At 62.9% G+C, this 12,314-nt stretch carries 11 protein-coding genes and 1 pseudogene; 3 read left to right on the forward strand and 9 right to left on the reverse strand.

Features of this window, described 5'->3' with window-relative positions; all coding sequences use genetic code 11:
- Together AWB81_RS14915 and AWB81_RS14920 are read right to left on the reverse strand one after the other, a co-directional pair.
- A complete protein-coding gene (locus AWB81_RS14915; RefSeq protein ID WP_062636573.1) occupies positions 1–1,509 on the reverse strand; it encodes a M81 family metallopeptidase in 1,509 nt (502 codons plus the stop codon).
- A gap of 68 nt (positions 1,510–1,577) precedes the next feature.
- Positions 1,578–2,906, reverse strand: a complete 1,329-nt coding sequence (locus tag AWB81_RS14920; protein ID WP_062636575.1) for an MFS transporter — start codon at positions 2,904–2,906, stop codon at positions 1,578–1,580.
- Positions 2,907–3,045: 139 nt separating this feature from the next.
- On the opposite strand from AWB81_RS14920, the gene AWB81_RS14925 reads away from it, so the two are divergent.
- Positions 3,046–4,008, forward strand: a complete 963-nt coding sequence (locus tag AWB81_RS14925; RefSeq protein ID WP_062636577.1) for a LysR family transcriptional regulator — start codon at positions 3,046–3,048, stop codon at positions 4,006–4,008.
- Between the two features lie 140 nt (positions 4,009–4,148).
- Here the strand turns inward: AWB81_RS14925 and AWB81_RS44705 are convergent, their stop codons facing one another.
- From AWB81_RS44705 to AWB81_RS14950, 5 genes are all read right to left on the reverse strand, one after another.
- Positions 4,149–4,601: a DUF4148 domain-containing protein gene (locus AWB81_RS44705; RefSeq protein ID WP_144444133.1), complete on the reverse strand. Its 453-nt coding sequence runs from the start codon at positions 4,599–4,601 to the stop codon at positions 4,149–4,151.
- Positions 4,549–5,901, reverse strand: coding sequence for an MFS transporter (locus tag AWB81_RS14935; RefSeq protein WP_062636581.1), 1,353 nt, complete (start codon positions 5,899–5,901; stop codon positions 4,549–4,551). The genes AWB81_RS44705 and AWB81_RS14935 overlap by 53 nt, the downstream gene beginning before the upstream one ends.
- A gap of 256 nt (positions 5,902–6,157) precedes the next feature.
- Positions 6,158–7,495, reverse strand: a complete 1,338-nt coding sequence (locus AWB81_RS14940) for an MFS transporter (protein ID WP_062636583.1) — start codon at positions 7,493–7,495, stop codon at positions 6,158–6,160.
- A gap of 182 nt (positions 7,496–7,677) precedes the next feature.
- Positions 7,678–8,184 carry a hypothetical protein gene (locus tag AWB81_RS14945; protein ID WP_062636584.1) on the reverse strand — a complete coding sequence of 169 codons (507 nt, stop codon included), beginning with the start codon at positions 8,182–8,184 and terminating at the stop codon, positions 7,678–7,680.
- Positions 8,185–8,318: 134 nt separating this feature from the next.
- Complete coding sequence (locus tag AWB81_RS14950) at positions 8,319–8,933, reverse strand: TetR/AcrR family transcriptional regulator (protein WP_062636586.1); 615 nt, start codon at positions 8,931–8,933, stop codon at positions 8,319–8,321.
- Positions 8,934–9,014: 81 nt separating this feature from the next.
- Here AWB81_RS14950 and AWB81_RS14955 point away from each other — a divergent pair, with 81 nt between their 5' ends.
- Both AWB81_RS14955 and AWB81_RS14960 read left to right on the forward strand, forming a co-directional pair.
- The gene (locus AWB81_RS14955) at positions 9,015–10,142 is read left to right on the forward strand and encodes an MBL fold metallo-hydrolase (RefSeq protein WP_062636588.1); all 1,128 of its coding nucleotides are present in this window, start codon (positions 9,015–9,017) and stop codon (positions 10,140–10,142) included.
- A 207-nt stretch (positions 10,143–10,349) separates the two neighbouring features.
- Positions 10,350–11,144 (forward strand): DUF899 domain-containing protein, encoded by a 795-nt coding sequence (locus tag AWB81_RS14960; RefSeq protein WP_062636590.1) that lies wholly within the window; start codon positions 10,350–10,352, stop codon positions 11,142–11,144.
- 124 nt (positions 11,145–11,268) lie between these two features.
- On the opposite strand, the gene AWB81_RS14965 is transcribed toward AWB81_RS14960, so the two are convergent.
- Complete coding sequence (locus AWB81_RS14965) at positions 11,269–11,760, reverse strand: nucleoside deaminase (protein WP_062636592.1); 492 nt, start codon at positions 11,758–11,760, stop codon at positions 11,269–11,271.
- 278 nt (positions 11,761–12,038) lie between these two features.
- Positions 12,039–12,314: pseudogene (locus tag AWB81_RS14970) on the reverse strand (methyl-accepting chemotaxis protein); the annotation flags it as partial.

Raw genomic sequence — 12,314 nt, forward strand, 5'->3', positions numbered from 1 at the left:
TCAGGCGACGACGGGGCGCAATGAACGGAACGGCTGACCCATCGGCCTTACGCGCATGTCCGGATCGAGATGCTCCCAAGGCAGGTCGGCCGGATCGGCGGCCATCGGTCCGGGCGCCTTCGCCACGAGGATCGCTTCGGCGATCGCCTCGAAATCCGCCCGGAAATGCACCGAGCTTTTGTTCACGAGTATCTTCATCCGCTCGGGTTCGATACCTGCAACCCGGAACAGGTTGCGATCGAAGACCTGCATCTTGACCGAGCTCACCGCGATTCTGACGCCTTCCACCCGCAAGCATGCAACCGGTCCCAGTTCCCCATGCATTCCGTTGAGCATCGGGCCATCGAAACGGAAGCGTCCATCCGAGAGATGTTCGACCTCGAACACGGCTTCGAGCGGCGCATCCCCTGGTACGGCGGAGCGGCCTCCCAACGCGATCCGGATGTGCGCACCGACGCCCGCCCGGTGTGCGGCGGCCGCGGCATCGGCGTCCCAGATCACGCCCACTGCCGCATCGCTCGCGCCATGGCGCAGCAACGCCCGCACCATGCCCATTGTGTTCGAGTCGCCTCCGACGCCCGGGTTATCCTGCGTATCCGCGATGATGACGGGCTTGCCTGCCGCGCGGCTCAATCTGATCGCTTCCACCGCGGCTTCGTCGGGCGTAAGGAATGGCACGTCCCAGCGCGACTCTTCATCGACAAGCTTCGAATACAACGCATCGGCCGCTCGTTCCGCGGCATCCTTGCTGAACGCGTAGGCCCAGATCGTGGGTCCGCACTCCGCAAAGTCGGCGGCGGGAAAGCCCGGTGCAAACGACACCGATACAACCGGCTCGTCTTCGAGTGTCGCCAGCATGCGGTACATGTCGTTCGCCGGCGCGACGAGCGTGCACATGCCATTCACGGGAATGAGGAACGGAACGCGGCGAAACGCGCAGTGCAACGGGCGCTGCCCGGATACGAGGCGTTCGAGAATCTGCGCGGCGCGCTCGCCGGTCTCCGCCATGTCGACGTGAGGGTAGGTCCTGTACGCCACCAGCGCGCTTGCGTGCCTGATCATTCGTTCAGTCACGTTCGCATGAAGATCCAGCGAGACGACCACCGGCATGCGATCGCCGACGATCCGGCGCACGCGTTCGAGAATTTCGCCCTCGCCGTCGTCGAGCTGTTCGGTCACCATCGCTCCGTGCAGGTCGAGATAGATCGCATCGAATCCGCCTTCGCTGACGGCAGCGATGATCTCGCCGCAGATCCGCTCGAATGCATCGGTCGTGACGTGTGCAGAGGCACTCGCGCCCGCCCAGATCACCGGCGTCAGGTCATGGCCGCAAGACTGCGCGGCCTTGATGAATCCGCCGATCGGAACGTTGACGTTGCGCAGCGCGAGCACATCGGCGCCGCGCGCCATCGGCGGGAAACCCTCGCCTTGAATGAAGCTCGTATAAGAGGCCTTCGTCGGTGCGAACGTATTGGTTTCATGCTGGAAACCGGCGATCAGGATGTTCATGTTTTCACTCTCCAGGCGATTGGACATTGCGACTCCGGCACTTCAGGAGACGCCATGCCGGGTTTTGATCAGACGACGGAACTGCTTCCCGCAACCGGTTCGCCGACCCGGTCTTTCTTGAGCGTCAGCTTGGCTGTCAGGATCAGGATCGCCGCCGTCGCCGATACGCAAGCCATGACGAGCAGTCCCGCGTGCACGTTCCCCGTCCAGGTCTTGGTCCAGCCGAACACAGCCGGTCCCCAGAATCCCCCCGACAATCCGACCGTATTGATGAGCGCGATGCCGCCCGCCGCTGCGCTGCCCTCGACGAGCTCGGAAGGGATTGCCCAGAACACCGTGTAAGCCATCCAGAGACCTGCGGTTGCACACGTGAGGGCGACGAGCGTCAGCGTCAGGTGTCCGTCGGCGAAGATCGTGGCGATCAGGCAAGCTGCGCCGGCAAGCGCCGGTATCGCGCAGTGATAGCGTCTTTCGCCCAGCCTGTCGGAGCGCCGGCCCGCCAGGTACATGCTGATCGCCGCTGCCACGTAGGGAATCGCGGCGTACCAGCCAAGACGGATCGTGTCGTTCACTCCTTGATCCTTCAGCAGCGTCGGCAGCCAGAAGCTCAGCGCATAGATCGGGAAGATGATGCTGAAGTAGGCGATCGCGAGCACATAGACTCTCGGGCTTTTCAGCACTTCCCTGAACGAATCCGCCCGATGCAGGCTGGGAGCGGTCTCGCGATCCAGCAGGCGCTTCTCGTCGTCGCTCAGCCAGCGGGCGTCCGCGGGCCGATCGGACAGAACGCGCAGCGTAAGAAGCCCGAGCGCGATGCAGGGCAGCCCCTCGACAAGGAACATCCATTGCCAGCCGGTCAGGCCGCCGACGCCGGACAGCTCCGTGATGAGCCACGCCGACACCGGTCCTCCGATGATGCCGCCCAGCGGCCCCGCGACGAACACCAGCGCGATGGCGCGCGCCATGCGCGCCGGCCCGTACCAGCACGACAGGTAATAGATCATCCCCGGCGCGAATCCCGCTTCGAAGACGCCGAGCAGGAATCGCATCGCATAGAAGGTCGGCACGTTGCGCACGAACAGCATGCACGCCGATGTGATGCCCCAGAGCACGAGGATGCGGCTGAACGTACGGCGTGCGCCTATCTTCGGCAGCATCAGGTTGCTGGGCAACTCGAACAGCACGTAGCCGAGAAAGAAGATGCCGGCACCGACGCCGTAGGCTGCATCGGAGAGGCCGAGATCGTGCTGCATCTGGATTTTCGCGAAGCCGACATTCACGCGGTCCAGATACGCGAACATGTAGCAGACGACAAGAAACGGCAAGAGCCGCCAGTTGAGCTTGCTGTAGAGCGTCGAGGCGGCATCGCCGGCCGTCGATGGATGGATTGCTGACATGGGTGTCTCCTGGTTCCCTTCACTCGGCCCGTCTCTGGGGTTACTTCATGGTGGCAGGGCCAAACCCCACTAGCAAGAGCAACTAAGTTCACATATCGTTGCCCTGTGAGCAACGCTATAGAACTCCTGGAGAGACGGGATGCGAGAGATCAACCATCAGCGCCTTCGATATTTTCACGAAGTCCTGACGCACGGCTCCATTCGCGGTGCCGCCGACAACATCAATACGTCGCCGTCCGTCATCACGCGGCAGATCAGGCTGCTCGAAGACGAGCTGGGTGCCACGCTGTTCGAACGACAGGCGCGCGGCGTCAGGCCCACGGAAGCGGCGGCTCACCTGCTGGAGTTCTGGCAGGGCTACCGTTCGCAGCAGGAAAAGCTCGAAGACCAGCTTCATGCGTTGAAGGGCCTTCAGCGAGGGCATATCCAGCTCGCAGTCAGCGAGGGTTATGTGGACATGCTCGTCGACGACGTTCTTGCGCCGTTCTGCGCCCAGTATCCGAATCTGGAGATCGGCATGGAGACGCTCGCAGTCGACGCGATACTGGACGAAGTGGCGGAGAGCCGGGCGCATATCGGGCTTGCGTACAACCCGCCGCCGCATCCGCGCATCGAATATCGTGCGAGTTCGCCTCAACCCGTGGTTCTGTTATTGCGCAGCGATCATCCTCTCGCCAGGAGAAAGGGACCTGCGAGCATCGACGATCTTCGCGCGTATCCGCTCGCGCTCATGCCACCGACGTTCGGGATTGGTCATGTCGTGAAGATGCTGGAACTGGCCGAGAACATCACGATTCGCCCGACGATGACGACCAACTCGCTACGCGCGCTAAAGCGATTCGTGTCGGCGGAGAACTTCGTGACGCTGATCGGCGAATTCGCCGCTTACAAGGAACTTGCATCCGGCGAGCTGACGACCATCCCCATTGCGCACCATCTGTTCGAAGGCGCGCAGGCAAGAGTGCTGGTGAAAACCGACAGACCGCTCGCCCCGGGACCGCTCGAAATGCTCAGGTGGATTCAGGAGCGAATGCCGATGTTTCGCACGCCCGAAGTCAAACAAGCGGGCAAGCGCGGGAAGGTTGGCCGGCGCAAAGGGTGATGGTGGACAGCGAGTGTCGTCTGAGAGATTGAAGCGCGTGCGCGTAGCTGACGCGACCGCCAAGGCAAACGGTCGTTCGCCGTCGCGTATCTTCTGACACGCGACGGCGACAGGCTCGGACTCGCACATCAGCGCGAGTGTCAGGGCGCCTTCTGCCCCGACTTGCCCTGAACGTTCTGCGGATAGTTCGCTTCCTCGCCAGTCGGCTTGTAGCCGTTCTTCTCTGCTTCCTTTAGATCGGCCGTTCGTTTTGCTTTGGTCGCCTGATGAGAAGCCTTTTTCTGCGCCTTCTGGTCGGCCTTGCTCGCCTGGCCCGTAGCCGATGCTCCGGCGTCAGCTGTCTGCGCCATCGCAACCGGCGCGAAGTTGAGGGCACCGAGAGCAGCAGCCATTGCGACTAATGTGATTCGCGTTCTTTGCATGATTTCTCCCTTTGGGTCTGATGCGACGGGTATTCGACAACCATGGCAATGCAAAAGCCTGACGAGATTGCCATAGTTTTCGTCGGCGCGCATCGACGCAAATGCACGGATCTTCGATTCAGGCCGTCTCAGCCAGCGCGCGATCTGCAGTGTCGTTTCCGACGGCTGCATCCGATCGACGCTGGTTGATGAGCGATACGGCAAGCACCGCGATCACGCCCGGCACCGCGATCGCCATGAAATTCTGCTGAAGCGGCAGCGCCATGCTGACCAGCAAACCGATCACGATCGGTGCGAGGATCGCCCCGCTGCGTCCGACGCCCGATGCCCAGCCGATTCCCGTCGCGCGAACCGCCATCGGATAAAACTGCCCGGTAAAGGCGTACGTCACGATCTGCGTCCCAATGGTCGATGCTCCCGCAAGACCGACGAGCATGAAGAGCGCCCACGTAGGCACCTTGAACCCGAGCAGGCTGATCGAGATCGCTGCGAGCGCGTACATCGCGATCAGCACGTACTTGATGTTGAAGCGATCGGCCATCCATCCGCCGCCTATCGCGCCGATCATCGCGCCGAAGTTAAGCACGAGCACGAAGGTCAGCGCCGAGCCGAGGCTGTGACCTGCATTTGCCATCAGCTTCGTCAGCCACGAGCTCAACGCATACACCATGAAGAGACACATGAAGAACGCGATCCACAGCATCGCCGTGCTGAAGCCACGGCCATCCGTGAACAGCTTGCCGATGGGAGGCGCGTGCGCGACGTCTTCGCCGGGCAACGCGAACCGGTCGCTTTCCTCGGGCACGTAACCCGGTTCGATGCGCGAAACGATGTTCTTGAGCGCCGGAATGCGGCCCGTCCTGATGAGATAGGGCATCGACTCGGGCATCCACTTCAGGATGGCGGGCAGGAGCAGGATCGGCAAGCCCGCGGCAATGAACACCGACTGCCATCCGAAGCGTTCGATCAAGCCCTTGCCGAGCAAGGCCGCAAGCATGCCGCCGATCGAGTAGCCGCTGAACATCAGCGTCACCATCGTGCTGCGCATTCTGCGCGGCGAATATTCGGTCATCTGCGCAACGACGTTCGGCATGACCCCGCCGATGCCGAGGCCCGCCAGGAAGCGCGTGACGCTGAACATCACCGGATCGCTGGTCAGGCCCGCTACGGCGGTAAACACGCTAAAGAGCAGGATGCAGATGGCGATGGCGCGCCGGCGGCCGATGCGGTCCGCTATCGTCCCGAGGAATACGGCACCGAACATCATGCCGAACAGCGCTGAACTGACCATGAAGCCCGCGCTCGTCGGATTGACGCCCATGTCCTTCATGATCGACGGCAACGCTATTCCGGCCACGGCGAGATCGTAGCCGTCGAATATGATGATGAGCGCGCACCAGAAAAGCACGAGTGCGTGAAAGCCCCTGAAGCGGGCGTCGTCGGCAAGTTGATGAACATCGATTTGACGCATGCGATATCTCCTTCGCTGTCGTTCTGATGCGCCCTTGGGCGCAAGCCCCGTGCACGTGACGATGCGACGGGCGCGAGTGTCGATGTCTCGCGCTCGATCGAAAAACGGGTGCTGTCGAGGTGGATGGGTTCGGCTTCTTTACTGCGCGGTCGGTGGACGGCGCGAGCCGTTTCTTTTTATGGTCGCCGGGCTTTTGATGTCGCGGACGATGCCGCCCGCGACTGTGCGTATCGCTTGCCCGGTCTGCGTGTGAGTGTCAGTGCGCCGCTGCAAGATTCGCATCGACGACACTATGCTTCGTGCGGATCGCCGTGACCGCGAGCAGTGCGGCAGCAAGCGGCAATGCCAGGGCCATGTAGAAGCCGGCGGGACCGCTCATTGCCAGAACGCTGCCGCCGACCGCCGAACCCGCGATCGCTCCGACACGGCCCATGCCGATTGCCCATCCGGTCGCGGTGGCGCGCAGTGTCGTCGGATAGGCGCCGACCACGAGATAGTTGAGCGCGATCTGCTGGCCGCCGATGCCAAGTCCCGCCGCGCCCGCAAGCACGAACACGAGCCCCCACGACGTGCCCGCATAGGCGAGCCCGACCGCGATCGCAATGCCAAGCGTGAGCAGCGCAATCAGAAGGCGCTGCGTGTTGACTTTCGGAAGCAGGATCGAAAGCGGTATCGCGCAGACGATGAAGACCGCGTTGACGACGACCGTTCCCATCGGCGCCTGCGTCGCGGGCAGTCCGGCGGTCTTGAGCACCGTCGGCAACCACGAAAGCAGCATGAACCATGCGATCCAGTTGAACAGATACACGCCCCAGATGGCGATGGTGTTGCGCGCATTGCCGTTGGCGAACAGTGCTGCAACGCTCGCGCGCGCTGCCGTCTCCGGTGTCATGAATACGACGTCGGCGGGCAGTGCGGCCGGCACGATGCGGTTCAGCGTCTTGCGTACGGACTCGATGCCATTGCCGCGCGACCTGCTGATTCGATAGTTGAGCGACTCGGGCAGCAGGAAGTAGAGCACGGCGAGCAACACCAGCGGCACCGCGCCGCCGACGATGAACACGCCCTGCCAGCCGATGACGGGCATCATGCGCGCCGCAAGCAATCCGCCGAGCATCGCACCGGCGGGAAGCCCGAGCAGAACGCCCGTCATGATCGCGCCGCGATGCCGCGCGGGACCGAATTCGGAGGCGAGTGCGAGCAGCACGGGCGTGCAGCCGCCCATGCCCAAACCGGCGATGAAACGCAGGGCCAGGATCTGGCTGGTGCTGCCGGCGAACGCCGTGAGCAGGGACGCCGCGCTGAAGATCGCCACGCCGCCGAGAAGCGCCGGACGCCTTCCCGCCCGGTCACCGAACAGGCCTAGCGTCATTGCGCCTATCGTCATGCCTAGCGTGCCTGCTATGAGAATCGGCGCGAGATCGCCGGGGCGCAGGCCGAACGCCGCGATGATCGCGGGCCCGGTATAGGCGATCGCCTGCGTATCGAAACCGTCGAATAGCGCGGTGGCGAAGCACAGGATAAAAATCATCCACTGGAAAGGGCGAATGGGCTCCCGGTCGATCAGCGACGAAATGTCGAGTGGTGTGCTCATGGTGTCTCCGTGCGATTGGCACTCTGTTCTGGTTGGTCTGGCAGTGTTCATTGCCGGGCCAGAATAGGTGAACCAATTGCACGCCGTCCAATACCGATCGAGTCTCGCTCCATACCCTTGCGGCATGGAAGGGCGTTCTGCTCTGCTGCGCCTTCCTGCCGGGGCGCATCGGGCAGGGAACTTCAGCGGTGATAGCGCGCGCCGGATGCCAGGCTTGTTTTACGGCCGGTAGCCAATACGGCTCGCTCGCAGGGGATATCGATCCGCAGCATGCCGGCATCCCGCACGCTCCATACGATGACAGCGCGATCGTTTTGCACTTCGACTTGCGTCGGGCCACCTGCAAGCCGCCGCACTGTCTTCTTGCAGACTCGACTGAAAAGCCAGCAGGCGTAGCTTGCGGTGGATAGCGTCAGGAACAAGGAAAGCCCGAGGATCCCGAAGTTGAACGAGTCCTGGCTTCTGTGGCAAACGGGCTTCCACTGCGGCCCGTCCTGCGTACCTTTCGCTAACGGCGTTCGGGCGCCGTCGGACAGCCGGTCAGCTTGCTTGCGACCTGCATCGTGCTCGCTCGCCCACGTGGCAACCCGGGCCTGGCAGTCGCGATCATTGATGATGGGCGGCACGACCGCAGTACCAAGGCCAATTACCGCCGAGACACACAGAATGCCGATGGTTCCGCGCTGCATCGCAATTTCCCGATCGTTGTTTCATGTCTTATCGGGAAATCCGGCTGAAGCTTTAGGGTATGCAAACGCCAAGGTGTCTGCCTGATCCGCCATAGAGATGCAAGGAGCGCGCGCATGCGAATCCCGCGCACCGTTCATGCATAGCGGGCAAGAAACATGTCGGCGGCAGATTCCGCCACTTTTCTCTGTTCATCTTCGGTGAGAGGCGGCTGCCCCATCGTCACCTGGGGCCAGAAAGCGAACGCTTTCACAAGACCCTGCAACTGTTGCGAGGCAAATACCGGGTCCGATGTCCTGAGGCGACCATCCTCGGTGGCGGCGCGTATCCACACCGTCAGATCTTCCTCCCGCTCTCCCATGCGAGCCACCATGTCGCGTGCGCGTTCCGGCGAATGGATGCCCGCGGCAATAGCAACGCGCGCGAGCGACAGGAACGCCTCGTCATTCAAAAGCGTCAGTTTTTTTGACAGATGATGAAGAAGCTGGTCCCGCAACGGCGCGTCGGCGGCATAGACAGGCGCTTCGCCCGCCTCACTCGACTCCCACAACTGCTGCAGGATCGCGGCGAACAGCGCCTCCTTGCTCGGAAAATGGTTGTAGACCGTACGTTTCGAGACGCTTGCGCGCGCTGCGATGCGGTCCATGCTGGTCGCATCGTAGCCAGCGGCAAGAAATTCTTCGATGGCCGCTCCGATCACGGCAGCACGCTTGCGATCGGTCATCCGGCGCGGGGTGTCGATGGTAATCATGCAATAAATCTTACACCAGGCAGTTTACTTTTTTTCCGGTTAAACTACACTGGTCGGTGTACTTTATTGCAAGGAACTCACATGACATCTCGCACCGGTTCGATCCGCCGCGCTTTGGGCTTGACGACAGCACAACGCGGGCGCGAATCGTTCGACACCTCCGCCCAGCACGACGGCGAACGCTTTCGAAACGTCAAGCCGCGTCCCGTCGAAGGTATCGGCAAGACCTTGAGGATCGCGTGGAATGTGCTGTTCAGGAAGCCGGATGGCACCGCGCCGGCAGGCGCCCTGCCCGTCGATGCGCTGAGCCGCGCAGAACTCGATGCAGCGCCTGACCGCAGCCTGTATCGCCTGGGGCACTCGACCATGCTGCTGAAACTTCGCGGCCAGTTCTGGCTGACCGATCCGGTCTTTGCCGAACGGGCATCGCCATTTCGGCGCTTCGGTCCGAAGCGTTTTCATGCCCCGCCCATTGCGCTCGCAGATCTGCCGCCACTGCGCGGCGTGATTCTCTCGCATGACCACTACGACCACCTTGACCGCGAGACCGTACTCGCTCTCGCCCGGACGACGAGCGTGTTCCTGACGCCGCTGGGTGTGGGCGACCGTTTGATCGAGTGGGGTATCGATGCCTCGAAGGTGCGCCAGTTCGACTGGTGGCAGGGCGTGGAGATCGATGAACTGGAATTCACGGCGACACCGGCCCAGCATTTCTCCGGCCGCAGTCTCTTCGATGGCAACAGCACCTTGTGGGCTTCGTGGGTCATCGACGACGGCGATCTGCGGGTATTTTTCAGCGGCGACACGGGATACTTCGACGGCTTCAGGGCGATCGGCGAGCGGCTCGGTCCATTCGATGTGACGCTGCTGGAAACGGGCGCCTACGACGCCCAATGGCCGTACGTGCACATGCAGCCCGACGAAACCGTGCAGGCTCACGTCGACCTGCGCGGGAAATGGCTGATGCCGATCCACAACGGAACGTTCGATCTGGCGATGCATCGCTGGCAGGAGCCGTTCGAACGCGTGACCGGACTCGCCGCCGCGCACGGCATTCCGCTCGCGACTCCGCGAATGGGCGAGCGACTCGATCTGGCCGCGCCGCACCGCGGCGAGCGGTGGTGGCGAGAGACGGCCGGGATCGTGCGAGCGCCCGCAACGCAGCGACGCTGGTTCGCGTGCCGCAACGCCCCCCAAGCAGATCTTTGAGGCGCGCCGGAGCGCTCGCCGCTCCGAGCCAGCGCGACGCGACTGTAGTCAGCAACTCCATCGGAATACCGCCACACTTGTTACTCCCGACATGAGAGGTGCGGTGCGAAACTATCTCACGGCCCACCACGAGCGATGAGCAGCGAGTCGAATCGCGCTTCATTCACGAGGCATGCGAATCGCCCATCTCAGGAGATTGCGAAAGCCATGACTACATCAGCCGCGAACGGACAGAAAGACGGACAGCCCGCCATGCAGACGCCACCGGTCGTGTCGCCGCAGGAGTGGGAGGCGGCCCGCGAGCAACTGCTAGTGAAGGAGAAGGCCCACGCCCGCGCCCGTGACGCGCTGGCAGCCGAGCGCCGTCGAATGCCGTGGATGGCCGTGGACACGACCTATTCCTTCGACGGACCGGCGGGAAAGGTCAGCCTGCTCGACCTGTTCGGCGGCCGGCGTCAGCTGATCGTGTACCGCGCCTTTTTCGAGCCGGGCGTGTTCGGCTGGCCCGACCACGCTTGCCGGGGCTGCTCGATGGTGGCCGATCAGGTCGCTCACGTCGCCCACCTGAATGCCCGCGACACCACGCTCGTCTTCGTTTCGCGTGCGCCTCAGGCCGACATCGAGCGGCTGAAGGCGCGGATGGGATGGGAGATACCGTGGTTCACCGTCACGGACAGCTTCGACAAAGACTTCGGCGTGGACGAGTGGCACGGCACGAACGTGTTCTATCGCGACGGCGACCGCGTGTTTCGCACCTACTTCGTGAACAATCGAGGCGACGAACAGATGGGCGGCACCTGGAACTACCTCGACGTCACACCGCTCGGCCGGCAGGAGGTCTGGGAGGATTCGCCCGAGGGCTATCCTCAGACGCCGACCTACAAGTGGTGGAACTGGCACGACAGCTACGTCGCGGATGCGCCGCCCGACAAGAAGTGGGTCGAAGTCTCGGATGCCGGGGAAGCGGCGTTCCGGAACCAGGAGGCGGGCACGAAGTCCTGAGGCTGGATCGCGCCGGTGGAGTAGCGACGGCTCGTCTGAACGGCCCGCCGTCGCATGCGTGCGACCGGCTGGTTGCTGGCCGCCGCCATATCCGTATCCGTTCGACGGACGTTCCACCGAGCGCCTATGAACTCCGCGACGCGGCCCATTCCTCCAGAATCCGCACAGCCTCCGCATCGCGTTTTTGCTCCGACGGCTGGGATCGTGTTTCGAGCGTCCCGCCCGCTTCGTCCCGCAACTCGTCGATGTCGATTGGACGGCGCGCAGTCCGCGATACGTTCGCGAATGCCTTGCCCGACTGCGCCAGCGACGCCCCGTAATAGAGCTTGCCGATCCCGCATATCTTCATCGCCGCGACGCAAAGCGCGCAAGGCTCACACGAAGTGTAGAGTTCACAGCCGCTGAGATCGACGGTTTCAAGGCGGCGGCAGGCATCGCGGATCGCCTCTGTCTCCCCATGCGATGTCGGGTCCCAGTGTGCGACGGAATGATTGATTCCTTCGCCGACCACGACGCCATCCCGAACGACCACTGCCCCGAACGGTTCGGTGCCGGGTTTCGTCAGCGCCTGCGCGGACAGCGCAAGCGCGCGATCCATGAACTTGTCGTCGTACATCGGCATTCTCCTCGGATGATCGGTTCGCAAGGGCGAAACGCCATTATGCTGCTTTGAAGAGGAGCCACGCAGGGCACCCATCTTCGAGCGGCTTCATTCTCGAGGTGAAACATGCATCGGTTAGCCGACGGACCCGTGTGTAGCGTGTTCGAAGTTCTGTGAGCGAGCCGGGCGCTTCGGTGCAAGTCGAATTTCATGGTTCGATTCTGCTTGGCACCACAGCACCCTTGCGATCCGTTCACCGCGGTGAGTCGGCACGCCGCGGCGGCACTGCCTGCTCAGAAGGTTTCCCAATCGCCGCCTGCTGCGACCCGCTTCGGCGCGTCAGCCGCTGTGCGGACGGACGCCTTCGGCTTGCCCGGCTCGACTCGCTTTGCCACCGTGCCACGTGCTTTTGCTTTCGGCATGGCTACGGGACTTGCGCCGGATGACGCTTCGTCGTTCAGTTGAAACGTGGCAACTGCCGTTCGCAGAGCGCCCGCCTGATCTTCCAGCGACTGCGCCGCCGCAGCCGCTTCCTCGACGAGCGCCGCGTTCTGCTGCGTCACTTCGTC

Source organism: Caballeronia arationis (assembly GCF_001544975.2).
Taxonomy (GTDB): domain Bacteria; phylum Pseudomonadota; class Gammaproteobacteria; order Burkholderiales; family Burkholderiaceae; genus Caballeronia; species Caballeronia arationis.